General features: G+C 74.6%; 26 protein-coding genes and 1 pseudogene. 13 read left to right on the top strand and 14 right to left on the bottom strand.

Annotated features, from left to right (window positions below):
* Positions 1–69 precede the first annotated feature (69 nt).
* Entirely contained in the window at positions 70–1,335 is a 1,266-nt protein-coding gene (locus tag SNE206_RS17930; RefSeq protein ID WP_407914385.1) for an MFS transporter, read from the bottom strand.
* A 110-nt stretch (positions 1,336–1,445) separates the two neighbouring features.
* Between SNE206_RS17930 and SNE206_RS17925 the strand changes: the two genes are divergently transcribed.
* On the top strand, positions 1,446–2,126 hold the full coding sequence (locus SNE206_RS17925) for a FadR/GntR family transcriptional regulator (protein ID WP_407914384.1): 681 nt from the start codon (positions 1,446–1,448) through the stop codon (positions 2,124–2,126).
* A 112-nt stretch (positions 2,127–2,238) separates the two neighbouring features.
* Here SNE206_RS17925 and fabI read toward each other — a convergent pair whose 3' ends face one another.
* Together fabI and fabG are read right to left on the bottom strand one after the other, a co-directional pair.
* A complete protein-coding gene (gene fabI, locus SNE206_RS17920; protein WP_407914383.1) occupies positions 2,239–3,006 on the bottom strand; it encodes an enoyl-ACP reductase FabI in 768 nt (255 codons plus the stop codon).
* A 2-nt stretch (positions 3,007–3,008) separates the two neighbouring features.
* Complete coding sequence (gene fabG, locus SNE206_RS17915) at positions 3,009–3,728, bottom strand: 3-oxoacyl-[acyl-carrier-protein] reductase (RefSeq protein ID WP_405011061.1); 720 nt, start codon at positions 3,726–3,728, stop codon at positions 3,009–3,011.
* Between the two features lie 293 nt (positions 3,729–4,021).
* Between fabG and SNE206_RS17910 the strand changes: the two genes are divergently transcribed.
* The 7 genes from SNE206_RS17910 to SNE206_RS17880 all read left to right on the top strand — a co-directional run bounded on the left by SNE206_RS17910 (position 4,022) and on the right by SNE206_RS17880 (position 10,069).
* A complete protein-coding gene (locus SNE206_RS17910) occupies positions 4,022–5,167 on the top strand; it encodes an MBL fold metallo-hydrolase (protein ID WP_407914382.1) in 1,146 nt (381 codons plus the stop codon).
* Complete coding sequence (locus SNE206_RS17905) at positions 5,149–5,382, top strand: hypothetical protein (RefSeq protein ID WP_407914381.1); 234 nt, start codon at positions 5,149–5,151, stop codon at positions 5,380–5,382. The genes SNE206_RS17910 and SNE206_RS17905 overlap by 19 nt, the downstream gene beginning before the upstream one ends.
* A gap of 111 nt (positions 5,383–5,493) precedes the next feature.
* Positions 5,494–7,026 (top strand): TldD/PmbA family protein, encoded by a 1,533-nt coding sequence (locus SNE206_RS17900; protein WP_407914380.1) that lies wholly within the window; start codon positions 5,494–5,496, stop codon positions 7,024–7,026.
* On the top strand, positions 7,026–8,423 hold the full coding sequence (locus SNE206_RS17895; protein WP_407914379.1) for a metallopeptidase TldD-related protein: 1,398 nt from the start codon (positions 7,026–7,028) through the stop codon (positions 8,421–8,423). Before SNE206_RS17900 ends, SNE206_RS17895 begins: the two co-directional genes overlap by 1 nt.
* 32 nt (positions 8,424–8,455) lie before the next feature.
* Positions 8,456–9,001 carry an RNA 2'-phosphotransferase gene (locus SNE206_RS17890; protein ID WP_407914378.1) on the top strand — a complete coding sequence of 182 codons (546 nt, stop codon included), beginning with the start codon at positions 8,456–8,458 and terminating at the stop codon, positions 8,999–9,001.
* A 91-nt stretch (positions 9,002–9,092) separates the two neighbouring features.
* Positions 9,093–9,542 carry a DUF3099 domain-containing protein gene (locus SNE206_RS17885; RefSeq protein WP_407914377.1) on the top strand — a complete coding sequence of 150 codons (450 nt, stop codon included), beginning with the start codon at positions 9,093–9,095 and terminating at the stop codon, positions 9,540–9,542.
* 281 nt (positions 9,543–9,823) lie between these two features.
* Positions 9,824–10,069, top strand: a complete 246-nt coding sequence (locus SNE206_RS17880) for a hypothetical protein (RefSeq protein WP_407914376.1) — start codon at positions 9,824–9,826, stop codon at positions 10,067–10,069.
* Positions 10,070–10,157: 88 nt separating this feature from the next.
* Here SNE206_RS17880 and moaA read toward each other — a convergent pair whose 3' ends face one another.
* The 4 genes from moaA to SNE206_RS17860 form a co-directional block, all read right to left on the bottom strand.
* A complete protein-coding gene (gene moaA / locus SNE206_RS17875; RefSeq protein WP_407914375.1) occupies positions 10,158–11,147 on the bottom strand; it encodes a GTP 3',8-cyclase MoaA in 990 nt (329 codons plus the stop codon).
* 99 nt (positions 11,148–11,246) lie between these two features.
* Entirely contained in the window at positions 11,247–12,857 is a 1,611-nt protein-coding gene (locus SNE206_RS17870) for a cation acetate symporter (protein ID WP_407914374.1), read from the bottom strand.
* Positions 12,854–13,270: a DUF485 domain-containing protein gene (locus SNE206_RS17865; RefSeq protein ID WP_407914373.1), complete on the bottom strand. Its 417-nt coding sequence runs from the start codon at positions 13,268–13,270 to the stop codon at positions 12,854–12,856. The genes SNE206_RS17870 and SNE206_RS17865 overlap by 4 nt, the downstream gene beginning before the upstream one ends.
* Positions 13,271–13,553: 283 nt before the next feature.
* Positions 13,554–14,597: a zinc-dependent alcohol dehydrogenase family protein gene (locus SNE206_RS17860; protein WP_407914372.1), complete on the bottom strand. Its 1,044-nt coding sequence runs from the start codon at positions 14,595–14,597 to the stop codon at positions 13,554–13,556.
* A 166-nt stretch (positions 14,598–14,763) separates the two neighbouring features.
* On the opposite strand from SNE206_RS17860, the gene SNE206_RS17855 reads away from it, so the two are divergent.
* The 4 genes and pseudogenes from SNE206_RS17855 to SNE206_RS17840 all read left to right on the top strand — a co-directional run bounded on the left by SNE206_RS17855 (position 14,764) and on the right by SNE206_RS17840 (position 18,252).
* Positions 14,764–15,774, top strand: a complete 1,011-nt coding sequence (locus SNE206_RS17855; RefSeq protein WP_407914371.1) for a DEDDh family exonuclease — start codon at positions 14,764–14,766, stop codon at positions 15,772–15,774.
* 17 nt (positions 15,775–15,791) lie between these two features.
* The gene (locus tag SNE206_RS17850) at positions 15,792–16,589 is read left to right on the top strand and encodes an SURF1 family protein (RefSeq protein ID WP_407914370.1); all 798 of its coding nucleotides are present in this window, start codon (positions 15,792–15,794) and stop codon (positions 16,587–16,589) included.
* Between the two features lie 160 nt (positions 16,590–16,749).
* Positions 16,750–17,184 (top strand): annotated as a pseudogene (locus tag SNE206_RS17845) (carbohydrate binding domain-containing protein); the annotation flags it as partial.
* 54 nt (positions 17,185–17,238) lie between these two features.
* Positions 17,239–18,252, top strand: a complete 1,014-nt coding sequence (locus SNE206_RS17840) for a right-handed parallel beta-helix repeat-containing protein (protein ID WP_407914407.1) — start codon at positions 17,239–17,241, stop codon at positions 18,250–18,252.
* 20 nt (positions 18,253–18,272) lie between these two features.
* Here SNE206_RS17840 and SNE206_RS17835 read toward each other — a convergent pair whose 3' ends face one another.
* Complete coding sequence (locus SNE206_RS17835; protein WP_407914369.1) at positions 18,273–18,818, bottom strand: hypothetical protein; 546 nt, start codon at positions 18,816–18,818, stop codon at positions 18,273–18,275.
* Between the two features lie 131 nt (positions 18,819–18,949).
* Here SNE206_RS17835 and SNE206_RS17830 point away from each other — a divergent pair, with 131 nt between their 5' ends.
* Positions 18,950–19,711, top strand: coding sequence for an SDR family oxidoreductase (locus tag SNE206_RS17830; protein ID WP_407914368.1), 762 nt, complete (start codon positions 18,950–18,952; stop codon positions 19,709–19,711).
* A gap of 7 nt (positions 19,712–19,718) precedes the next feature.
* Here the strand turns inward: SNE206_RS17830 and SNE206_RS17825 are convergent, their stop codons facing one another.
* From SNE206_RS17825 to SNE206_RS17800, 6 genes are all read right to left on the bottom strand, one after another.
* A complete protein-coding gene (locus SNE206_RS17825; protein ID WP_407914367.1) occupies positions 19,719–20,342 on the bottom strand; it encodes an alkaline shock response membrane anchor protein AmaP in 624 nt (207 codons plus the stop codon).
* Positions 20,339–20,842, bottom strand: a complete 504-nt coding sequence (locus SNE206_RS17820; protein ID WP_407914366.1) for a DUF6286 domain-containing protein — start codon at positions 20,840–20,842, stop codon at positions 20,339–20,341. The genes SNE206_RS17825 and SNE206_RS17820 overlap by 4 nt, the downstream gene beginning before the upstream one ends.
* Before the next feature lie 236 nt (positions 20,843–21,078).
* Positions 21,079–21,414, bottom strand: coding sequence for a hypothetical protein (locus tag SNE206_RS17815; RefSeq protein ID WP_407914365.1), 336 nt, complete (start codon positions 21,412–21,414; stop codon positions 21,079–21,081).
* Positions 21,414–21,605 (bottom strand): hypothetical protein, encoded by a 192-nt coding sequence (locus tag SNE206_RS17810; protein ID WP_407914364.1) that lies wholly within the window; start codon positions 21,603–21,605, stop codon positions 21,414–21,416. The genes SNE206_RS17815 and SNE206_RS17810 overlap by 1 nt, the downstream gene beginning before the upstream one ends.
* 107 nt (positions 21,606–21,712) lie before the next feature.
* Positions 21,713–22,180 (bottom strand): Asp23/Gls24 family envelope stress response protein, encoded by a 468-nt coding sequence (locus SNE206_RS17805; protein WP_405011080.1) that lies wholly within the window; start codon positions 22,178–22,180, stop codon positions 21,713–21,715.
* A 183-nt stretch (positions 22,181–22,363) separates the two neighbouring features.
* Positions 22,364–23,170 carry an enoyl-CoA hydratase/isomerase family protein gene (locus tag SNE206_RS17800; protein ID WP_407914363.1) on the bottom strand — a complete coding sequence of 269 codons (807 nt, stop codon included), beginning with the start codon at positions 23,168–23,170 and terminating at the stop codon, positions 22,364–22,366.
* Between the last annotated feature and the right edge of the window lie 82 nt (positions 23,171–23,252).

Raw genomic sequence — 23,252 nt, 5'->3', positions numbered from 1 at the left:
TGTCGCATCCGGACGGCTGCGCGCCGGAACCGGGGTCGGGCTCAGGGCGGGGTCGGGCCGGGACCGGGCTCAGGCCGGGACGGCGGCGGCCGGCACCTCGTCCTCGACGTGGCGGTCGCGGCCCGCGCGGCTGCCGACGAGCATCTGCGGGAGCAGCAGCAGGGCGAGCAGGCCGAGGGGCAGGTACCACCGGCCGGTGGCCTGGTAGAGGCCGCCGACCAGGATCGGGCCGGGGATGGAGATGAGGTAGCCGACGCCCTGCGCGAAGGCGGAGAGCTGGGCGACGCCGCCGGGGGTGCGGGCGCGCAGGCCGATCATGGTGAGTGCCAGCGGGAAGGCGCACATGGACAGGCCGATCAGGCAGGCCCACAGCCAGGACGCCGTGCCCGCGGCGAGGGCGAGGCCGGTGTAGCCGGCGATGCCGCACAGGCCGAGCACGACGACGAACAGCCGCTGGTCGCCGCGGCGGACGGCGAGGCTGGGCAGGACGAAGGAGGCGGGCACGCTGACGGCCATCACGAGGGCGAGGAGGATGCCCGAGGTCGCGTCGGGGACGCCGGCGTCCTGGTAGATCTTGGGGAGCCAGCCCATCGTGGCGTACGCGCCGGTCGACTGGAGGCCGAGGAAGACGGCGAGCGCCCAGGCGGTGCCGGAGCGGGCGATCGGCAGTCGGCGGGCCCGGGCCTGACCGGCGCTCTCGCCGCCCTCGCGGTGGCGCAGGGCGAGGGCGAGCCAGAGGACGAGGGCCGCGGCGGCGAGCACGCTCCAGAGGCCGAGGCCGGCCCGCCAGCTGCCGCCGAGGGCGCCGGTGAGCGGCACGGTGGCGGCGGCCGCGACGGCGGTGCCGACCGACAGGGCCATCGAGTAGAGGCCGATCATCGGGCCGACCCGGTCGGGGAAGTAGCGCTTGATGACGACCGGGAGCAGCACGTTGGCCAGCGCGACGCCGGCCAGGGCGACGGCGGTGAGGAGCAGGAAGGCCGCGGTGCCGCCGGCGAAGGCGCGGGCGGCCACGCCGACGGTGACGGCCCCGGTGCCGGCGGCGATCGCGGCGATCGGGCCGATCCGGCGGGCGAGGCCGGGGGCGGCGAGGCCGAAGACGGCGAAGCAGAGCGGGGGGACCGCGGTGAGCAGGCCGGCGACGCCCGCGCTCATGCCGAGGTCGGCCCGGACGTCGTCGAGGAGCGGGCCGAGGCTGGTGACCACGGGCCGCAGGTTGACCGCGGCGAGGGCGACGGCGGCGGCGAGGAGCCAGCCGAGGAGCCGGGGGCGGGCGGGCGCGGACGGCGGGGCCTCGGCGCGGGTGGGGGCGGCAGGCCCTGCTGCGGTCGACATGGGCCCATCATAGAATGATGGGATGAATTGGTGCACCCGGTTCGGCGGAACACGGCCGAAGCCCGGAACGGCTAGGGTCTGAGGCCCCCGACACAGAATCAGGAGTCCCCGTGGCACTGTCGACCACCCGCCGCACACCGCTGTCCGATCAGGTGATCGCACAGCTGCGCGCCCAGATCACCTCGGGCGAGTGGCCGGTCGGCTCCCGCATCCCCACCGAGGCCGAACTGGTCGAACAGCTCGGGGTCGCCCGCAACACCGTCCGCGAGGCCGTCCGCGCCCTCGCGCACAACGGCCTGCTCGACATCCGGCAGGGCTCCGGCACGTACGTGCAGGCCACCAGCGAACTCGCCGGCGTGATGCACCGCCGCTTCGCCGACGCCGCGCAGGAGCAGGTCGCCGAACTCCGCGCCAGCCTGGAGATGTCCGCCGCCGGGCTCGCCGCCGCCCGGCGCACCGCCGCCGACCTGGAGCTGCTCTCCGGCGCCCTCGACCGGCGCGACCGGGCCTGGGGGTCCGGCGACCCCGAGGCGTTCGTCCAGGCCGACGCCGCCTTCCACCAGGCCGTGGTGGCCGCCGCGCACAACGACGTGATCGCCGCCGTCTACGCCGACCTCGGCGAGGTCATGCGCGCCCACCTGCGGCGCGACGTCGGCCCCGAGCTGGTCCCCGAGCGGTACGTCCCCCACGACGGCATCCTCGACGCCGTCCGCGCCGGGGACGCCGTCCGCGCCTCCGCCGAGGCGGGCCGGGCCATCGGTGCCTGCGGCGCCCTCGACACCACCGGCTGACCGCGCCGCTCCCCCGGGCCCCCGCCGCCCCCGCCGCCCCCGGACACGCGAACGGCGGCGCGGGGAGCCGGGCTCCCCGCGCCGCCGTGGCCGCCCCCGCGGGCGGCGGACGTCAGGCGCCGATGGCGTGCAGGCCGCCGTCGACGTGCACGATCTCGCCGGTGGTCTTCGGGAACCAGTCCGACAGCAGGGCGACGACGCCGCGGCCGGCCGGCTCCGGGTCGTTGAGGTCCCACTTCAGCGGCGAGCGCTGGTTCCAGGTGTCGGCCAGCTCGCCGAAGCCCGGGATGGACTTCGCGGCCATCGACCCGATCGGGCCGGCCGAGATCAGGTTGCAGCGGATGTTCCGCTCCCCGAGGTCACGCGCCAGGTAGCGGTTGGTCGCCTCCAGCGCGGCCTTCGCCGGGCCCATCCAGTCGTACTTCGGCCACGCGAACTGCGCGTCGAAGGTCAGGCCGACCACCGAGCCGCCGTCCTGCATCAGCGGCAGCAGCGCCATGGTCAGCGACTTCAGCGAGAACGCCGAAACCTGCATCGCGGTCGCGACCGACTCCCACGGGGTGTTCAGGAAGTTGCCGCCGAGCGCGTCCTGCGGCGCGAAGCCGATCGAGTGGACGACGCCGTCGAGGGTCGGCAGGTGCTCGCGGACCTGCTCCGCGATGCCCGCCAGCTGCTCGTCGCTGGACACGTCCAGCTCCAGCACCTTCACGGGCTTCGGCAGCTTCCTCGCGATGCGCTCGGTCAGGCTCGGCCGCGGGAACGCGGTGAGGATGATCTCGGCACCCTGCTCCTGGGCCAGCTTCGCGGTGTGGAACGCGATGGACGACTCCATCAGCACACCCGTGATCAGGATGCGCTTGCCCTCAAGGATTCCACTCATGGTCAGTGCCCCATGCCCAATCCGCCGTCGACGGGAACGACGGCTCCGGTGATGTATGCGGCCTCGTCGGAGGCGAGGAAGCGGACCGCGGAGGCCACCTCGGCGGGCTGGGCGTAGCGGCCCAGCGGCACCCCGGCGACGATCTCCTTGCGGCGCTCGTCGCTGAGCACCGCGGTCATGTCGGTGTCGACGAAGCCGGGCGCGACCACGTTGATCGTGATGTTGCGCGAACCCAGCTCGCGGGAGAGCGAGCGGGCGAAGCCCACCAGGCCGGCCTTGGAGGCCGCGTAGTTCGCCTGGCCGGGCGAGCCGGTGAGGCCCACCACCGAGGAGATCAGCACGACGCGGCCCTTGCGGGCGCGCAGCATCTTCGCGGCCGCGCGCTTGACCACGCGGAAGGTGCCGGTGAGGTTGGTGTCGACGACGGAGGTGAAGTCCTCCTCGGACATCCGCAGGAGCAGCGTGTCCTTGGTGATGCCGGCGTTGGCGACCAGCACCTCGACCGCGCCGTGCTTCTCCTCGATCTCCGCGAAGGCCGCGTCGACCTGGGCGGCATCGGTGATGTCGCACTTGACGGCGATCACCTCGTGGGCGGCGAGCTCCGCCGGGACGTCGCCCGAACGGCTGGTGATGGCGACCTTGTCGCCTGCCTCCGCGAAGGCGCGGGCGATCGCGAGGCCGATGCCCCGGTTGCCTCCGGTGACGAGAACCGAGCGGCTCAACGATCCACCTCTCTCCCTGGTTGGCTGGGCCCGTCGGGAGGCGGCCGGTGGCCGCCGGGCCGCTGCGGTACGCCGTGACGCGTACGCACTGTGACGCTATCGGTCCCCGTCGGCCCGCGACGAATCGACGTCCCACAGGTCCGTCCGGCGGGAACTGTGACATCCCGACAATGGCTCCCCCGTGCGGGAACAACCGACACCGCCGTACCCGTTGCCCTCTGGGCGTACGCATCACGCGCGGCGCGCGGAGCGAGGCCCGGCACACGGTCGGTGACAAGGAAGCGGGAGCACGGATGACCGAGGCACAGCCCCCCAGGACGACCGGGCGGCGCGGCCGCCTGCTGACGCTCACCGCCCTCGCCGCGGCCGTGGGGGCCGCCGCATGGGCCCTGCGCGACCTGCCCGCGGCATTCGGCGGACGCCCCGACGGCGCCCGCGAGGAGCGCATCGGCCGCTCCCCGCAGTACCGCGACGGCGTCTTCCACAACGCCCCGTCCGAGGTGGCCGGCGCGGCCGCCCCCGGCACGCCCAGCTCGGAGACCGTGCGCCGGATGCTCTTCGACCGCGAGGGCCGGGTGCCCGCGCTGCCGGTGCCGACCGTCCGCCCGCAGCACGGCGCCGCGGCCGCCGAGGGCGTCGAGATCGTCTGGTACGGGCACGCCTCGGTGCTCGTCGAGATCCAGGGCAGCCGGGTGCTGCTCGACCCGATCTGGAGCGACCGCTGCTCGCCCTCCGCGCACGTCGGCCCGAAGCGCCTGCACCCCGTGCCGTCCGACCTGGCCGAGGTGCCGCCGGTCGACGCCGTGCTGATCTCGCACGACCACTACGACCACCTCGACATGGCCACCGTGAAGCGCCTGGTCACCCTGCAGTCGGCGCCGTTCCTGGTGCCGCTCGGCATCGGCAGCCACCTGCGGCGCTGGGGCGTGCCCGAGCACCGGATCATCGAGCTCGACTGGGACGAGACCTGCACCCTGGGCGACCTCACCCTCACGCTCACCTCGGCGCACCACTTCTCCGGCCGCGGCACCACCCGCAACACCACCCTCTGGGGCTCGTGGGTGATCGCCGGCCCGAGCCGCAAGGTCTACTACACCGGTGACTCCGGCTACTTCGAGGGCTACGCGGCGATCGGCGAGCAGCACGGCCCGTTCGACGCCGCACTGGTGCAGATCGGCGCGTACGACGAGGCCTGGGCCGACATCCACATGACGCCGGAGGACGCCGTCCGCGCCCACCGGGAGCTGCGCGCGGGCCTGCTGGTGCCGGTGCACTGGTGCACCTTCAACCTCGGCCTGCACCCGTGGTCCGAGCCGGTCGAGCGGCTGCTCGTCGAGGCCAAGGCGCAGGCGGTGCCGCTCGTCGTGCCACGGCCCGGCGAGCGGGTCGACGTCGACCAGCCGCAGGAGCTCGACGGCTGGTGGGAGACGATCGCCTGACGTCCCGCCACTGGTTCCCCGGGGCGACGGCCCGGGGCGGCGGCCCGGGGCGGCGGCCCGGGGCGGGGCGGTCGCGGCCCGCCGGGGTGGGCAAGGGCATCGGCACGTTCTGCGGCGGCTCCCGCCCCGCGCCCGAGCGGTTCCGCGTACGGATGGTGCACGGGCCGCGGCCGGTGCCGCACGACGGCATCGGCGCCCCGCCGAACCCGGGCTGACACGCCGTGTGGTAATCCGCTGGCCCGCAAACCCCGCGACGGGCCATGATGCGATCGGGTGCCCCTGCGCGGGGCACCCGACGACCCCGACCGTACGACCCAGGGAGCCCGATGCCGCCCACACCCCGCGCCGTCGACCCGCTGTTCCTCGGCTATCCGCTGCGCACGCTCGCCGACGCCGCGCTCGGCCGGGCCCGAGAACTCGGCGTCACCCACGCCGACTTCCGGCTGGAACGGGTGCGCAGCGCCGCCTGGCGGCTGCGTGACGCCCGGCCCTCCGGCACCTCGGACACCGTGCAGCTGGGCTTCGCCGTCCGGGTGCTGCTCGACGGGGCCTGGGGCTTCGCCGCCGGTGTCGACCTGACCGTCGACGCCGCCGCGCGGGTCGCCGAGCAGGCCGTCGCGGTGGCCCGCCTCTCCGGGGGGATCAGCCGTGCGGCCGGCTCGCACGACGTCGTGGAGCTCGCCGACGAGCCCGTCCACGCGGACGCGGTGTGGCTGTCCTCGTACGAGGTCAACCCCTTCGACGTGCCGGACGCGGAGAAGACCGCGCTGCTCGCCGACTGGAGCAGCCGGCTCCTCGCCGCCGACGGCGTCTCGCACGTGACGGCGGCCCTGCTGACGGTGCAGGAGAACAAGTTCTACGCCGACACCGCGGGCACCGTCACCACCCAGCAGCGCGTGCGGCTGCACCCGTGGCTGGAGGCGACCTCCGTCGACGAGCGCACCGGCGCCTTCGACTCGATGCGCACCATCGCCCCGCCGGCCGGCCGCGGCTTCGAGTACCTGCGCGGCACCGGCTGGGACTGGGACGCCGAACTCGCCGAGCTGCCCACGCTGCTCGCCGAGAAGATGAAGGCCCCGACCGTCGACGCGGGCCGCTACGACCTCGTGGTCGACCCGTCCAACCTGTGGCTGACCATCCACGAGTCGATCGGCCACGCCACCGAGCTGGACCGTGCCCTCGGCTACGAGGCGGCCTACGCGGGCACCTCCTTCGCGACGTTCGACAAGCTCGGCTCGCTCGCGTACGGCTCCGGCCTGATGCACGTCACCGGTGACCGCACCGCCGAGCACGGCCTCGCCACCATCGGCTACGACGACGAGGGCGTCGCCACGCAGTCCTGGGACCTCGTCAGGGACGGCACCCTGGTCGGCTACCAGCTCGACCGCGCCATGGCGAAGCTCAAGGGCCTCGGCCGCTCCAACGGCTGCGCGTTCGCCGACTCCCCCGCGCACGTGCCGGTGCAGCGGATGGCCAACGTCTCCCTGCAGCCCGACGCCGGCGGCCCGGACACCGAGGGGCTGATCTCCCAGGTCGAGAACGGCCTCTACATCGTCGGCGACCGCTCCTGGTCGATCGACATGCAGCGCTACAACTTCCAGTTCACCGGGCAGCGCGCCTACGCGATCCGCGGCGGCCGCCTCGCCGGGCAGGTCAAGGACTTCGCCTACCAGGCCACCACCACCGACTTCTGGGGCTCGATGAGCGCCGTCGGCGGCCCGCAGACGTACGTGCTCGGCGGCGCCTTCAACTGCGGCAAGGCCCAGCCCGGGCAGGTCGCCGCGGTCAGCCACGGCTGCCCGTCCGCTCTCTTCCGCAACGTCAACGTGCTCAACACGCAGCAGGAGGCCGGTCACTGATGAGCGGGATCAAGCCCCACGAGCTGGTCGAGCGCGCCCTGGAGCTCTCCCGGGCGGACGGCACCGTCGTCATCGCCGACGAGGACTCCACCGCGAACCTCCGCTGGGCCGGCAACGGCCTCACCACCAACGGCGTCACCCGGGGGCGCCGCCTCACCGTGATCGCCACCGTCGACGGCGCCGAGGGCACCGCCTCCGGCGTGGTCTCCCGGGAGGCCGTCACCCTCGACGAGGTCGAGGGCCTGGTGCGCGCCGCCGAGGACGCCGCCCGTTCCGCCGGACCCGCCGAGGACGCCAAGCCGCTGATCCCGGCACGGCCGGCCTCCGCGGACTTCACGGCGCCGCCCGCCGAGACCTCCGCCGAGGTGTTCTCCGCGTTCGCCCCCGCCCTCGGCGAGGCGTTCGCCCGGGCCCGCGCCAACGGCGAACTCCTCTACGGCTTCGCCCGGCACGAGGTCACCAGCAGCTACCTCGGCACGTCCACCGGCCTGCGGCTGCGCCACGACCAGCCCACCGGCACGGTCGAGCTGAACGCCAAGACCGCCGACCTCACCGGCTCCGCCTGGGCCGGCGCCGCCACCCGCGACTTCACCGACGTCGACGTCACCGCCATGCACGCCGGCCTCACCCGCCGGCTCGGCTGGGGCGCCAAGCGGGTCGACCTTCCCGCCGGCCGCTACGAGGCGCTGCTGCCGCCGTCCGCCGTCGCCGACCTGCTGGTCTACCTCAGCTGGTCGTCCGGCGGCCGGGACGCGGTCGAGGGCCGCACGGTCTTCTCCAAGGCCGGCGGCGGCACCCGGATCGGCGAGCGGCTCAGCCCGCTGCCGCTGACCCTGCGCTCCGACCCGGCCGAGCCCGGCATCGAGGCCTCGCCGTTCGTCCTCGCGCACGCCTCGGGCGACAGCGACTCGGTGTTCGACAACGGCCACCCGCTGACCCCCACCGACTGGATCCGCGACGGCGAGCTGGTCAACCTCCTCACCACCCGGCACTCCGCGGCCCTCACCGGCCTGCCGCTGCACCCGCCGGTCGACAACCTCGTGCTGGAGACCGCCGACCAGGCCGCGGCGCCCACCCTCGACGAGATGATCGCCCGCACCGAGCGCGGCCTGCTGCTCACCTGCCTCTGGTACATCCGCGAGGTCGACCCGGCCACCCTGCTGCTCACCGGCCTCACCCGGGACGGCGTCTACCTGGTGGAGAACGGCGAAGTGGTGGGCGCCGTCAACAACTTCCGGTTCAACGAGTCGCCGGTCGACATCCTCGGGCGGATCACCGAGGTCGGCCGCACCGAGCGCTGCCTGCCCCGCGAGTGGGGCGACTGGTTCACGCGCGCCGCGATGCCGCCGGTGCGGGTCGCGGGCTTCAACATGAGTTCGGTCAGCCAGGCCTCGTAGGAGGTCCGGCCCGCGGAGGGGGAACGGAAGAAGTGGACGAGAAGCAGACGGTCAGGATCTCCAAACGGCTGTCCCGCATCCTGCGGCACGATCCGGCGTCCGTCGGCATCACGCTCGACGACGCCGGGTGGGTCGGGGTGGAGACCCTGCTCGCCGCCCTGGCACGGCACGGCGCACGGGTCGGCCGGGCCGAGCTGGACCACGTCGTGGCGACGAACAACAAGCGGCGCTTCGCGTTCTCCGAGGACGGCCTCTCCATCCGGGCCAGCCAGGGGCACTCCGTCGAGGTCGACCTCGGCCTGCCCCCCTCCGACCCGCCCGCGGTGCTGTACCACGGCACCACCGGGCGGGTCCTGGAGGCGGTCCTCCGCGAGGGGCTCCGTCCGATGGGCCGCCGGGACGTCCACCTGTCGGTGGACACCGAGACCGCGGTGCGGGTCGGCTCGCGCCACGGGCGCCCGGTGGTGCTGGTGGTGGACGCCGCCGCGATGGCCGCCGACGGCCACGAGTTCCGCGTCAGCGCGAACGGTGTCTGGCTCGCCGACGCGGTGCCCGCGCAGTACCTCCGCACGGTCTGAGCCCCCGGACCCCGGTGCGGCCCCGGCACGGCGTACCGTGAACGGGGCCGCACCCGTGGGAGGGTACGCGCACGGACGAAGGCGGTTGGAGATGGCGAAGAGCCCCGGCAACGGACAGGTCTTCCGGATCACCGGAGCACGCAGCAGCCTCACCGAGGACGTGCGCGGGCGGCAGCGGCGGTACGTGATCTCCATGCTCGTCCGCACCGTGTGCGTGCTGCTGGCGGTGGTGCTGTGGGACGTCCAGCGCTTCGTGGCGTTCGCGGCGCTGGGCGCGGCCGTGCTGATGCCGTACTTCGCGGTGCTGATCGCCAACGCCGGCCGCGAGCGCGCGCCGGGACTGCCGAGCACGTTCGACGTGTCGCCGCAGACCCCGCTGATGCTCGGCCCCGGCGGCCGGGGCGGCGGCGGACGGCCCGAGGGCGCCGGCTCCGCCCGCCCCGCGGACGCCCCGGACGCGGACGGCACGGGCGGAGCGCCCGGCGGCCCCGGCGGCACAACCGGCACGACCGGCACCGACGGCGACGTCCGGACCGACTGAGTCGCACCCGGAGCGATCACCCGTTACGTCCTGTTCTGCCGCGGTTCGCCCGGCAGAAGGCTCAGTGGAAGCTCAGATTAATCATGAAAGACCTAGCCACGCGGGGGTTGGGCCGTGACATACTGCGTACGCGCTCCGCATCCCCCGTCGGAGCGACAGACCGACGCCGGGCGGCTCCCCCCGTGGCTGCCCGGCGTCGTCATGTCCGCGTACGGGCGGCTGCCCGGCGGGTGCGAGACTGGCCGTGAACACTCCGGCAGCACCCGACAGGACGGCATCGCATGAACACCCCTCCGCTCGGCCTCTTCGGCGGCACCGACGGCCCCGACGGCCCGCCGGCCTGCTCCGGCAAGGGGTGCCGCAGCGCGGCGGTGTGGGTGCTGGTGTGGAACAACCCCAAGCTCCACACGCCGGACCGCCGCAAGACCTGGCTGGCCTGCGACGAGCACCGCGAGCACCTCACGCAGTTCCTGGGGGTGCGCGGCTTCCTCAAGGAGGTCGTCCCGCTGGACGGCTTCACCGGCTGAGGACGCCCGGCCCCGGCACCGGCCCTGCCGGCGGACGGCGGCGTGCCCCGACGACCCTCCGGCGGCAGGGAATCACCGTCCGGGCCGGTCAGCCGCCGATCGCGGACATCGGGCGGTCGGGCTGGAGGAACTCCGGGTCGTCGATGCCCGCCCCGGCCTTCTTGCCCCACATCGCCGCACGCCACAGGGCACCGATCCGCTCGTCGGGGGCGCCGGAGCGCAGCGCCTCGCGCAGGTCGGTCTCTCCGGTGGCGAAGAGGCAGTTGCGCACCTGTCCGTCGGCGGTGAGCCGGGTGCGGTCGCAGGCCCGGCAGAACGGCCGGGTGACGGAGGCGATCACGCCGACCCGGGCGGGCCCGCCGTCGACCAGCCAGCGTTCGGCGGGGGCGGCGGCGCGGGCGGCGGCCGGCTCGGGGGTGAGCGCGAAGCGGGTGCGGAGCAGGTCGAGGATCTCCTCGGCGGTGACCATCTGCGAGCGGTCCCAGCCGTGCTGGGCGTCGAGCGGCATCTGCTCGATGAAGCGCAGCTCGTAGCCGTGCTCGATGCACCAGGCGAGCAGGTCGGCGGCCTCGTGGTCGTTGACCCCGCGCATGAGCACGGCGTTGAGCTTGACCGGGCTGAGGCCGGCGGCCTCCGCGGCGGCCAGGCCCGCGAGGACGTCGTGGTGGCGGCGGCGCCGGGTGAGGGTGTGGAAGACGTCCTCGTCGAGGGTGTCGAGCGAGACGTTGACCCGGTCGAGGCCGGCCCGCTTCAGGGTGTCGGCGGTCCGGGCGAGGCCGATGCCGTTGGTGGTGAGCGACAGCTCGGGGCGGGGTTCGAGCGCGGCGCAGGCCTCGACGATGCCGACCAGGCCGGGGCGCAGCATCGGTTCGCCGCCGGTGAAGCGGACCTCCCGCACGCCGAGGTCGCGCACCGCGATGCCGACCAGGCGGATGATCTCCTCGTCGGTCAGCAGGTCGGGCTTGGCCAGCCACTGCAGGCCCTCCTCGGGCATGCAGTACGTGCAGCGGAGGTTGCAGCGGTCGGTGAGGGAGACGCGCAGGTCGACGGCCTGACGGCCGAAGGTGTCGAGCAGCATGGCGGCGCCCTTCCCCTGAAAGCCGGGTGGCCCGGCCGCCTGTGCGGGCGGGCCGGGCCAGTCTAACGATGCGGCGGTGTCCGTCCGGGGGCCGTCCGGTCAGTGGGCTCCGAGCCCGGTGAGCGAACGCACCTCCAGTTCAGCGTACTTCTCCGGGTCGGCGGGCTCCTTGGAGAGGAGGGTGCCGATCCAGCCGGCGAGGAAGCCGATCGGGATGGAGACCAGGCCGGGGTTCTCCAGCGGGAACCAGTGGAAGTCGCTGTGCGGGAAGAGCGAGTTCTTGCCGCCGGAGACGACGGTGGAGAAAATCACCAGGGTGACCGAGCTGATCAGGCCCGCGTAGACGGAGCTGACCGCGCCGGCGGTGGTGAAGCGCTTCCAGAACAGCGAGTAGAGCAGGGTCGGCAGGTTGGCCGAGGCGGCGACGGCGAACGCGAGCGCCACCAGGGCGGCGGCGTTCAGCTTGTCGGCGAACAGCGCCAGCACGATGGCGACCGCGCCGATCGCCACGGCGGCGAGCTTGGCGGAGCGCACCTCCTCCTTCTCGGAGGCCTTGCCGCGCCGGATCACGTTGGCCCACAGGTCGTGGGCGAAGGACGCCGACGAGGCGAGGGTGAGCCCGGCGACCACGGCGAGGATGGTGGCGAAGGCCACCGCGGAGATCACCGCCAGCAGGATGGCGCCGCCGGTGGAGCCCGCGCCGCCGCCGAGTTCCTGGGCGAGCAGCGGGGCGGCGGTGTTGCCGGCCGCGTTGGAGGCCTTGATGGCCGTCGGGCCGACGATGGCTGCGGCGCCGAAGCCGAGGGCGAGGGTCATCAGGTAGAAGCCGCCGATGATGCCGATCGCCCAGAGCACGGACTTCCGTGCGGCCTTGGCGGTGGGCACGGTGTAGAAGCGCACGAGGATGTGCGGCAGGCCCGCGGTGCCCAGCACGAGCGCGAGGCCGAGGCTGAGGAAGTCGAGCTTGGTGGTGCCGGTGGTGCCGTACTTCAGCCCGGGTTCGAGGAAGGCCGCACCCTTGCCGCTGGCCTCGGAGGCCGCCCCGAGGAGGGTGGAGAGGTTGAAGTGGTACTTGGCGAGCACGAGGACGGTCATCAGCGCGGTGCCGGCGATCAGCAGCACGGCCTTGACGATCTGCACCCAGGTGGTGCCCTTCATGCCGCCGACCGCGACGTAGATCACCATGAGGGCGCCGACCGCGACGATCGTCCAGCGCTTGGCCCCGTCGCCGCTGACGCCGAGCAGCAGGGCGACGAGCGAGCCCGCGCCGACCATCTGGGCCAGCAGGTAGAAGATCGACACGACGATGGTGGAGACGCCGGCCGCGGTGCGGACCGGACGCTGCTTCATCCGGAAGGCCAGCACGTCGGCCATGGTGTAGCGGCCGGAGTTGCGCAGCGGTTCGGCGACGAGCAGCAGGGCGACGAGCCAGGCCACCAGGAAGCCGATGGAGTAGAGGAAGCCGTCGTAGCCGAAGAGCGCGATGGCCCCGGCGATGCCGAGGAAGCTGGCGGCCGACATGTAGTCGCCGGAGATGGCGAGGCCGTTCTGGAAGCCGGTGAAGCCGCGGCCTCCGGCGTAGAAGTCGGCGGCGTCCTTGGTCTGCCGGCCGGCCCAGATCGTGATGCCGAGCGTGGCGAGCACGAACACGCCGAAGAGGGTCATGGTGATGCCGCGGTGGTCGCTCGCGGCGCTGGCCAGGGCGTTCATTCGGCGGCCTCCCGGGGCGCGTCGACGGCGGCGGGCGCATGGGCGGTACGGATGGCCTCGGACGGCGGGTCGAGCCGGCGGTCCGCGTAGCGGGCGTACCAGGCGGCGATCGCGAAGGTGGAGGCGAACTGCAGCAGGCCGAGCACCAGCGCCACGTTGATGTGGCCGATCACCTTGGTGGCCATGAAGGCGGGCGCGTAACTGGAGAGCAGCACGTAGAGCAGGTACCAGACGATGAATCCGGCGGTGACGGGGAAGGCGAAGCTGCGGAAGGCCGACCTGAGGCCGCGGAACTCCTCGCTCTCCTCGATGCGTCGGACCTCTGCGGCGGCCCCGGGGGCCGGTGGGGTGTCCACTCGGTGTCTCCTGACGTCTTCGGGTGCACGGGTGGATCGCTGGGGTGTGAGGGGCATCACAGGTGCGGTGCGGCTGCATGCTAGATCCACCGCGCGGGCGCGGGACAGCGTCTGCGCACGATCGGGTCCGGGCACCGCCCGATCTGGCCGAAAAGTGTCCGCGCACGACCGAGGGGCGGGCCCCCGCGGGCCGGGGCCCCCCCCCGGGCGGGCGGGGGGGGGGGGGGGGCGCCCCCCCCCCCCCGCGCGGGGGGGCCCCCGCCGCGCCGCCCCCCGCCCCTCGGTCCGGGCGTGGTGCGGCGCGCGGCGCGCCCCTTCCGGAGCGCGGTGCGCGCCCCTTTCAGAGCGCGATGCGCACCTTGAGCGCGGAGCGGTCGTCCATGGCGCGGTAGCCGTCCGGCACGCCGTCGAGGCCCACGGTGCGGTCGAAGACGAGGCCGGGGTCGATGGCGCCGGAGAGCACGTCGGGCAGCAGCTCGGGGATGTACGCGCGGGCCGGGGCGACCCCGCCGCACAACGACACGTTCCGGCCGAACATCTGGCCGAGGTCGACGCCGGCGCTGCCGCCGTGCGGCACGCCGACGTAGCCGACCGCGCCGCCGTCGCGGGCGATCGAGATCGCGGTGCGCATCGACTCGGCGGTGCCGACGGCCTCCAGGACGGCGTGCGCGCCCTGACCGCCGGTCAGCTCCTTCACGGCCTCGACGGCGGCGTCGCCGCGCTCGGCGACCACGTCGGTGGCGCCGAAGGCGCGGGCGATCGCGGTACGGGCCTCGTGCCGGCCCAGGGCGATGATCCGGCCGGCGCCGAGCCGCTGCGCGGCGAGCACGCCGCACAGGCCGACCGCGCCGTCGCCGACCACCGCGACGGTGGCGCCGGGCCGCACGCCCGCGGAGACCGCCGCGTGGTGGCCGGTGCTCATGACGTCCGAGAGCGCCAGCAGGCCGGGCAGCAGCTTCTCCTCGCCGGCCGTCTCCCGCGGCAGCTGCACGAGCGTGCCGTCGGCGTACGGCACGCGGACGGCCTCGCCCTGGCCGCCGTCCGAACCGACCTCGCCCCAGAACCCGCCCTCGGGGCAGGAGGTGTGCAGGCCGTCGCGGCAGTGGTCGCAGGTGCCGTCCGACCAGACGAACGGCGCCACGACGAAGTCGCCCGGCCGGAAGCCGGTCACCGCGGGGCCGACCTCCTCGACGACGCCGAGGAACTCGTGGCCGATCCGCTGGCCCGCCGCCCGGGCCGCCACACCGCGGTACGCCCACAGGTCGCTGCCGCAGATGCAGGCGTTGACCACCCGGACGATCGCGTCGGTGGGCTTGCGCAGCACCGGGTCCGGCACCTCCTCGATCCGGATGTCGTTGGGGCCGTGGATCACGGTGGCGCGCATGGGGTGTCCTTCACGGGAGGGGGGTCTCGTCGGGGTGCTGACGACCAGGGGCAGGTCGAGAGGTTGTACGACTGCTCCGACGACCACTCTATTCCCGCGCGGTGCGGGTCACCGCCCGCGGCGATCGGCCCTGGGCGGCGGCCGCCCGGCCTTAGAGTGGTGCACCATGCATGCGATCCAGTCCCCGTGGGACGGCCCGGCCGGGCCCACGCCGTTCCCGGCCCCCCGTCCCGCCGCCGAGTCCGACGCCGGGTTCGCCGTCGTCGACGTCGAGACCACGGGGCTCGGCCGCTCCGACCGGGTCGTGTCGGTGGGTGTGTACCAGCTGGACGCGCAGGGCGAGGTGACCGGGCACTGGTACACGCTGGTCAACCCGGACCGCGACCCGGGGCCGGTCTGGATCCACGGCCTGACCTCGGCGATGCTCGCGGACGCGCCGTCCTTCCCGGAGATCGCCGGCGAGCTCGCGGAGAAGCTCCGCGGCCGGGTGATGGTGGCGCACAACGCCCTCTTCGACTGGAACATGCTCTCGCGGGAGTTCTCCCGGGCCGGGCTGAGCGCCCCGGTCGACCAGCGGCTCTGCACCATGGTGCTCTCCCGCGACCTGGGCCTGCCGCTGCCGAACGGCAAGCTGTCCTCGCTGGTCGCGCACTTCGGCGTGCAGCAGCGCCAGGCGCACAACGCGCTCGACGACGCCCGGGTGCTGGCCGAGGCGTTCCGGCCGAGCCTGCAGCTGGCCCGGCAGGTGGGTCTGACGCTGCCGCTCACCACCTGTGTCGCGGTGACCGACCTCGGCGAGGGCGACCCGCCCGCGCCGGCCCGCGGCTCGTGGTCGGCCTCGTACCGTCCGAGCCGCAAGCGGCCGGCCTGCCCGTACCCGAACCCGGGGCGGTGGGCGGACGGCTCGCCGCTGGTGCAGGGCATGCGGGTGGCCATCACCGGCGACACCGCCACCGAGCGCGAGCTGCTGGAGGACCGCGCCGTCGAGGCCGGGCTGCACATCGCGACCTCGGTGAGCCGGCTCACCAGCCTGCTCGTCACCAACGAACCGGGCAGCTGGAGCGGCAAGGCCCGCAAGGCCCGGGACCTCGGCACCCCGGTGGTCGGCGAGGACGCCTTCCTCCAGTTGCTCCGCGAGGTCGCCCCCCACCCCGGTGTCCGGGCGGCGGACGTCTAGGGCGTAGCGTGCCGGGTGTGTACCGATTTCTGCTGTCCCGGCGATGGGCGGTCATCACGCTCGTCGCGCTGCTGCTGATCCCCGCGATGGTCCGGCTGGGATTCTGGCAGCTGCACCGGCACGAGGCGCGGGTGGCCCGCAACGCGCTGATCGCCCACAACCTGAAGGCGCCGCCGGTCGCGTTCGACTCGCTCTCCACGCCGGGCTTCACGGTGCCGGGCGACCTCACCTGGCGCAGGGTGACGGCGGTGGGCACGTACGACACCGCGCACGAGTTCGTGATCCGCGGGCGCACCGAGCCCGGCGGCAGCAGCATCGGGTACTTCGTCGTGACGCCGCTGGTGCTGGCCGACGGCCGCGGCTCGGTGCTGGTGAACCGCGGCTGGGTGGAGTCCGGCGCCGACGCCACCAGCTACCCGGTGGTGGCCGCGCCGCCGGCCGGCCGGGTCACGGCGACCGGGTGGATGCGGGCGGACGAGACCACGGCGAGCAGCGGCATCCGCGACCGCGGCGGCCTGCCGGACCGGCAGTTCAAGCTGATCGACAGCACCAAGCAGGCCGGGCGCACCGGCGCCACCGTGCTGGGCGGCTACCTGGAGCTGGCCTCCTCGGTGCCGGCCGCCGGCGACTCGCCGACCCTGCTCGCGGAGCCGAACCACTCCGACATCGGCCCGCACATGGCGTACGCCGTGCAGTGGTGGCTCTTCGCCGCCCTGGTGCCGGTCGGCCTGGTCGTGCTGGCCCGCCGCGAGGAGAAGGAGCGGGCGGCGGCGCTCGCGGCGGCGGCGCCCGTCGAGGAGCTCGCCGCGGCCTGACCGGGCCGGCGGGCAACGGGCCCGGCACGGACGGGGGTTGGCGGGAGCGCTGACCTGGACCGGCGGGGGCCGACGGGGTTGACGGCCTTAATGGTCTAGTCCAAAGTGTGGGGCGACCGTTCTTCCGGCACGCTCTCACCCCCTCACACGGAGCGCCCCCATGACGCAGCACCGGTCCCTGCGCGTCCGCGGCCTCGCCGCGGCCGCCCCCCTGCTCCTCGCCGCCGGCGCGCTCGCGCTGCTGCCCGACCGCGCGGGCGCCGCCGCCGCCGAACTCCTCACCAACGGCGGCTTCGAGGCCGGCTCGCTCACCGGCTGGACCTGCTCCGGCACCTCGAAGGCCGACTCCGCCGCACCGCACGGCGGCGGATGGGCCCTCGTCGCCACCCCGGGCGCCGGCGACCTCGCGCCGTGCACGCAGACCGTCACCCTGCAGCCGAACACCGCCTACACGCTGGCCGCGTGGGTGAAGGGCCCGTACGTCACGCTGGCCGCCTCCGGCTCCGGCGTCTCCGCCTCCACCTGGACCGGCGGCACCGCCTGGACCAGGCTCACCCGCACCTTCACCACCGGCGCCTCGGCCGGCCCGGTGACCGTCACGGTGAGCGGCTGGTACGGCTCGGGCGCCTACGCCGTGGACGACGTCTCGCTGACCGGCGGCGATCCGGGCACACCGACCCCGACCCCCACCGCGACGCCGACCGCCACCCCGACGCCCACGCCCACGCCCACGACCACGCCCACGACCACGGCGACCCCGACGGCGACGCCGACCGGCGGTTCCACCGTCGACGTGTCCACCGGCAAGGAGCTCCAGGCCGCGCTGACCGCCGCCGTGCCCGGCCGGACGATCCGGCTCGCCGACGGCACCTACACCGGCAACTTCAAGGCCACCGTCCCGGGCACCGCCACCGCACGGATCACGATCACCGGCTCGCCGAACGCGGTGCTCACCACCTCCACCGGCGGCGGCTACGGCCTGCACCTCGACGGGGCCGCGTACTGGACGGTGCACGGCGTCACCGTCACCGGCGCCCAGAAGGGGATCATGGTGGACGCGGCCGACCACGTCGAGCTGGACGCGGTCACCGTGCACCACACCACCATGGAGGGCGTGCACTTCCGCACGTCGAGCAGCTACGGCGTGCTGCGCGGCTCGACCGTCCACGACACCGGCACGGCCCACGACGGCAAGGGCGAGGGCGTGTACGTCGGCACCGCCAACACGCTGACCGACCACAGCGACCACGTGCAGATCATCGGCAACACGATCGGCCCCGACATCGGCGGCGAGAACATCGACCTCAAGGAGGGCACGACCGGCGGCCTGGTGTCGGGCAACACCTTCGACGGCAACGGCCTCACCGGCGTGAACTACGACGACTCGTGGGTCGACGTGAAGGGCAACGGCTACGTCGTCGAGCACAACACGGGCACCCGCACCACCAACGACGGCTACCAGACGCACAGCCAGTACGCGGGCTGGGGCTGCGGCACCGTCTTCCGGGCCAACCGCTCCGACCTGACCGGCGCGTCCGGCACCGGCCGCTACGCCTTCGACCTCACGAACTACGCGGCGGGCTCCTGCCCGGCCACGATCACCGCGGACAACACCGTGACCGGCGGCGACGGCCTGGCGAACCCGGGCGTGCCGGTGGGCTGACGTGCCGCGCGGGCGGCGGCTCAGTGCCGGGTGTTCCAGAACCCGATGCCCAGCGCACCCCACCAGCCGATCTGGGAGACCAGGGCGGAGCACGCACCGCGGACGAGCAGCCGCCGCGGCGGGCGGGCTCCGCCCTGCTCCTGCAGCCGCCGGTGCAGGGTGCCGGCCTGGACGCCGTTGAGGGCGATCAGCAGCACCAGGACGAGTTTCACCTGGGTGAGGCCGGACTCCAGCCGGGGCTCCAGCAGGATGCCGCTCGCGGTCAGGCCGGCCAGCCCGGCCCAGACCGGCACGTGCAGGGGCGCGGTGGCCTCGACGACCTGCCGGAGCGTCCGGCGGCCGAGCAGCCACAGCGCGCCCAGGTAGTCGATGGCGAGCACCGCGCCGAAGCCGGCGACCAGGGAGACCAGGTGCACGAAGAGGGCGACGGTGTGCAGGGCCGGCCGGACGTGCACCTGCCCGGCCGTCCAGGCGCTCCCGGCCCACAGCGCGCACAGGCCGGCGGAGACCGCTGCGCAGCGGGCCGCCGGCCCGAGCGGAGGGAGGAGCCGGTCGGTCTGGGCCATGGCACTGCTCCGAACACGAGAGGAACCTTCGATTCCGGTTAGGTTTGCCTATCCTTCCCTTCCGCGTCAACCCGGCGCCGACAGGTGGGACCGACCCCACGCCCGGGCCGCCGACCGGGCAGGATGACCCCATGGATCTCGGACTTCAGCAGAAGGTGTACGTCACGACCGGTGCGACCCGCGGCCTGGGCCTCGCCTCGGCCCGCGAGCTCGTCGCCGACGGCGCCCGGGTGGTGGTCAGCGGGCGGACGAAGGAGTCGGTCGAGGCGGCCGTCGCCGAACTCGGCGGCCCCGGGCACGCCCACGGCGTGGTGGCCGACAACAGCGACCCGGCGACCGCGGCCGCCCTGGTCGAGGCGGCCCAGGAGCGGTTCGGCCGCCTCGACGGGGTGCTGATCAGCGTCGGCGGCCCGGCCGCCGGACCGGTGCTCGGCGCGGGCGACGACGCCTGGCGGGGCGCCTTCGAGTCGGTGTTCCTCGGCGCGCTGCGGATCGCCCGGGTCGCCGCGGAGGCCCTCACCGAGGGCGGTGTGATCGGCTTCGTCCTGTCGGGGTCGGTCCGCGAGCCGATCTCCGGCCTCGGCATGTCGAACGGCCTGCGGCCCGGCCTCGCCATGGCCGCGAAGTCGCTCGCGGACGAGCTGGGCCCGCGCGGCATCCGCGTCGTGGGCCTGCTGCCCGCCCGGATCGACACCGACCGCGTCCGGGAGCTGGACGCGCTGAGCGGCGACGCGGCCGCCGCCCGCACCCGGGCGAGCGCGGCGATCCCGCTCGGCCGGTACGGCACCCCGGAGGAGTTCGGCAAGGTCGCCGCCTTCCTGCTCTCCCCCGCCGCCTCCTACCTCACCGGCGTGATGGTGCCGGTCGACGGCGGCGCCCTGCGCGGACTCTGACGAGTCGTCAGACCACCCGGGGAGGCTTCGGCCCGGCGCGCCTGCGCCGGGCCGACACCTTGAGCCGCAGCTCGGCCGGCAGGGCGTCGAGCCCGAGGCTGGTGCGGGCGTTCTCCAGCGGCCCGGCGTCGAGCGCGTCCACGACGTCGCCCACGCCGCCGCCGGGCACCAGCCGCAGGGCCGCGCGCACCGACGGCCGGCGCGCCGTACCGACCACCGTCACGGAGACCTTCTCGACGTCCGGCAGCGCGACGGCCTCGGTCTCGACGGCGTCCGCGAGCGCCCGGGTGCGCAGTCGCAGCGCCGTGCCGTCGCCGTCGGGCACCGGTACGGTGACGGTGCCCGGCCCGGTGCGGCGCAGCTGGGTGTAAAGCCACCAGAGGGCTCCGGCCACGACCAGGGCGGGCACGGCGATCGCCACCGGCCACCACCAGTCCCGGTCCGACCAGTTGTGGCGTTCGGCGTCGCTGAGCACCGGCTGGTAGGTCTTGGTGAGCGGCCAGCCGTGCGGCATCGTGACGTCGAGCCGGTGGTAGAGGTCGAGGCCGCCGGCGAGCACCGCCAGCCCGCCGACGAGCAGCGCGAGGCCGGTGACGGCCAGGATCGTCCGGTTGACCGCGGACCTGCTCATCGGGGCGCCTCCTGCGCGAGCCGCCGGTGCCCGTGCCGCCGGCCGTCCGGGTCGGCGGGGCGTGACAGCCGGTGGCGGACGTCCAGCCGGTACGGGCCGGCGAGGTGGACACGGGCCAGCTCCTCCCGCAACTCGCGCTGCACGAAGGCCGGTTCGGCGATGCCGGTGACAGTGGCGCGGGCCTTGCTGCGGCCCGCCTTGACGGTGCAGCGCTCCACCCCGGGCAGCTCGGTGGCCCGCGCCGCGATCAGGGCCTCGACCCCGGCCCGGTGGACGGCCGCGCCCGGCCGCCGCAGCGGCAGCCAGTGGCGCAGGCCCGGCGCAAACGCCAGCACCCAGAGGAGGATGCCGAGCACCACGGCCCCGCCCGCCACGCCGAGCGCCCAGGGGTCGTCGACCCGGCGGTCCGCCAGGTCCCGGGTGACGTCCGTCCGCCACTGCCCGCCCGTGTGACCGGTGCGGACGGCCACGGCGTCGTACAGCAGTGCCCCGGCGAGCACGAGCAGGCAGGTGACGACGGTCGCGGTGGCGACGGTCCGCGCGGCCCGGGGCCGCCGGGACGGGCCGGGCGGCGCGGTCGGCCGCGGCCGGTCGTCCTCCGGCAGCGGCTCGGGCCCGTACGCGGACTGCGCTCCGGGATCCGGCAGCGGCTCGGGGCCCGGCTGCGGCTCGGGGCCCGATTGTGGCTCGGGGCCAGGCTGCGGGTCCGGCCCGGGCCCCGGGAGCGGCGGGCCGCTCACCGCAGGGCCGCCGGTGCAAGGCGTTCGACGAGCACGGAGACCTCCACCACCGGGGTGCCGGTGAGCGCCACGACCTGGTCGGCCGCCGCGTGGCGGGCCTTGCGGGACAGCTCGGCGAGGTCCGCGGGGTAGGGAAGCTCCAGGTGCAGGGTGATCCGCGCGGTGCCGCCGACCACCAGCACGGTGGCCCTGGGCGGCACGCCCCGGACGGCACGCGCCGCCCAGGTCTCCGCGAGCGCCTGCCGGACGGCCTGCTCGGCGAGCCGGGCGTAGACCCGGTCGGCCATCCGCAGGCGGCCCCGACGGGGCCCGGCGGTAGCGGCGGCCGCCATCAGCGGCGCCGGTCCCGGCCTCGCAGGAGATCGCCCAGGTCGCCGAGGTCGAGGTCGCCCTCCAGCAGGCGGCCGACGACGAATCCGACCGCCCCCAGCACGGCGACGAGCAGGAAGGCGGCGAAACCGCCGAAGTACCCGGCGAATCCCAGGGCCATGCCGGCCAGCAGGCCGACCAGGGCCAGGCTCATCCACTTCTCCTCGCGTTGCGGCGACAGGTGCTGCGACAGGTACGGCGGTGTACGACAGGTACGGCGATGTGCGGCGGCGGCCCCGGGTCGGGGGCCGCCGCGGTGCGCTACTGGACGCGGCCCTTGCGGGGCTCCTCCTCGTCCTCCTCGTCGGGCTCGTCGGGCAGGTGGACGTCGTTGACGGAGATGTTCACCTCGACGACCTCCAGCCCGGTCATCCGCTCGACGGCGTGGATGATGTTCTCCCGCACCTCGGAGGCGAGTTTCGGGATGACCACGCCGTACTCCACGACGAGGGCGATGTCGATGGCGGTCTGGCGCTCGCCGACCTCGGCCTTGATGCCGCGGCCGACACCGGCCTTGGATCCGGGCACGCGGTCGCGCATGGCGCCGAAGGTGCGGGAGAAGCCGGAGCCGAGGGCGTGGATGCCCGAGACCTCGCGGGCCGCCATTCCGGCGATCTTCTCGACGACGCCGACGGCGAGGGCGGTGCGGCCGCGTTCGGACGCGTCGGTGGCGGCGTCGGGCGCGTGGGCGGACTTCTGCAGGTCGGCGGGGGTCGGGGTCTGCGGCATGGCGGGGTCTCCTGTGGTTGCGTCTCCAGCTATATCGCAAATCAGCTCAACTCTGACATTCCGCCACACAAGCCGCGCGCCGGAGCCGGTCGCTCCCGGCCCGGAACGGCCCGGAACGGCCCGGAACGCGCGAGGGCCCGGACCACCCCGTGGTCCGGGCCCTGCGGAGGAGCAGGCGAACGCTCAGTCGCCGATGCCGGCGAGGTCGCGCATCCGGCGGTGCTGCGCGGCCCGCTCGGCCGCACGCTGCTCGTCGTACGTGCGGTCGGCGGCGCCCTGCAGCAGCGCCTTGGTCTCGATGACGGCGTTGCGCGGGGCGGCGAGCAGTGCGGAGGCGAGGTCGCGGGCGGCCTCCTCCAGCTCGGCGGCGGGCACGGCGAGGTTGGCCAGGCCGATGGCCGCGGCCTCCTCCGCGCCGACCCACCGGCCGGTCGCGCAGATCTCCAGCGCCCGCGCGTAGCCGACCAGCGCGGTGAGCGGCTTGGTGCCGCCCAGGTCGGGGACGAGCCCGAGGGCGGTCTCCTTCATGGCGAACTGCACGTCGTCGGCGACCACCCGCAGGTCGCAGCCGAGCGCGAGCTGGAAGCCCGCCCCCACGGCGTGGCCCTGCACGGCGGCGATCGTGACGACGTCGGGGCGGCGCCACCAGGTGAAGGCCTCCTGGTAGCCGGCGATGGCGGCGTCCGTCTCGGCGTCCGGGGCCGCCGCGAGCTCGGGGAAGGTGCGCTCGCCGGGGATGCCCTCGGGCGTGAACATCTGGCGGTCCAGGCCGGCCGAGAAGGAGACGCCCTCGGCGCGCAGCAGGACGACCCGCACCGTGCCGGGCAGGGTGGAGCCGATCGCGGCGAGCGCGCGCCACAGGGCGGGGCTCTGGGCGTTGCGGCGCTCGGGGTTACACAGCGTCACCACGGCGAGTTCACCCTCGACGTCGAGGCGGACGCCCGTCTTCTCCCGGTCCTGCGGGTCGGTGCCGACGGCGGGAGCGGTCATGAGGGTACCTCCAGTGCGGGACAGCAGGGCTACTGGAGAGTAACAAAACCGGGTGCGGCCGAAAAGTGCCGCCCGGAAACAG

Source organism: Kitasatospora sp. NE20-6, from assembly GCF_045862635.1.
Note: the sequence above shows the minus strand (reverse complement) of the source record. Positions and strands in the feature narration are given on the sequence as shown.

Bases quoted from the DNA above. Each gene is read 5' to 3' on its own strand.
- SNE206_RS17835 (WP_407914369.1), bottom strand. From the start codon at position 18,818: ATGGCCCAGACCGACCGGCTCCTCCCTCCGCTCGGGCCGGCGGCCCGC.
- SNE206_RS17815 (WP_407914365.1), bottom strand. From the start codon at position 21,414: ATGGCGGCCGCCGCTACCGCCGGGCCCCGTCGGGGCCGCCTGCGGATG.
- SNE206_RS17800 (WP_407914363.1), bottom strand. From the start codon at position 23,170: ATGACCGCTCCCGCCGTCGGCACCGACCCGCAGGACCGGGAGAAGACG.
- SNE206_RS17855 (WP_407914371.1), top strand. From the start codon at position 14,764: ATGCATGCGATCCAGTCCCCGTGGGACGGCCCGGCCGGGCCCACGCCG.
- SNE206_RS17895 (WP_407914379.1), top strand. From the start codon at position 7,026: ATGAGCGGGATCAAGCCCCACGAGCTGGTCGAGCGCGCCCTGGAGCTC.
- SNE206_RS17830 (WP_407914368.1), top strand. From the start codon at position 18,950: ATGGATCTCGGACTTCAGCAGAAGGTGTACGTCACGACCGGTGCGACC.
- SNE206_RS17885 (WP_407914377.1), top strand. From the start codon at position 9,093: ATGGCGAAGAGCCCCGGCAACGGACAGGTCTTCCGGATCACCGGAGCA.
- SNE206_RS17865 (WP_407914373.1), bottom strand. From the start codon at position 13,270: ATGCCCCTCACACCCCAGCGATCCACCCGTGCACCCGAAGACGTCAGG.
- SNE206_RS17900 (WP_407914380.1), top strand. From the start codon at position 5,494: ATGCCGCCCACACCCCGCGCCGTCGACCCGCTGTTCCTCGGCTATCCG.
- SNE206_RS17805 (WP_405011080.1), bottom strand. From the start codon at position 22,180: ATGCCGCAGACCCCGACCCCCGCCGACCTGCAGAAGTCCGCCCACGCG.
- fabI (WP_407914383.1), bottom strand. From the start codon at position 3,006: ATGAGTGGAATCCTTGAGGGCAAGCGCATCCTGATCACGGGTGTGCTG.
- SNE206_RS17810 (WP_407914364.1), bottom strand. From the start codon at position 21,605: ATGAGCCTGGCCCTGGTCGGCCTGCTGGCCGGCATGGCCCTGGGATTC.
- SNE206_RS17860 (WP_407914372.1), bottom strand. From the start codon at position 14,597: ATGCGCGCCACCGTGATCCACGGCCCCAACGACATCCGGATCGAGGAG.
- moaA (WP_407914375.1), bottom strand. From the start codon at position 11,147: ATGCTGCTCGACACCTTCGGCCGTCAGGCCGTCGACCTGCGCGTCTCC.
- SNE206_RS17870 (WP_407914374.1), bottom strand. From the start codon at position 12,857: ATGAACGCCCTGGCCAGCGCCGCGAGCGACCACCGCGGCATCACCATG.
- SNE206_RS17825 (WP_407914367.1), bottom strand. From the start codon at position 20,342: ATGAGCAGGTCCGCGGTCAACCGGACGATCCTGGCCGTCACCGGCCTC.
- SNE206_RS17930 (WP_407914385.1), bottom strand. From the start codon at position 1,335: ATGTCGACCGCAGCAGGGCCTGCCGCCCCCACCCGCGCCGAGGCCCCG.
- SNE206_RS17910 (WP_407914382.1), top strand. From the start codon at position 4,022: ATGACCGAGGCACAGCCCCCCAGGACGACCGGGCGGCGCGGCCGCCTG.
- SNE206_RS17880 (WP_407914376.1), top strand. From the start codon at position 9,824: ATGAACACCCCTCCGCTCGGCCTCTTCGGCGGCACCGACGGCCCCGAC.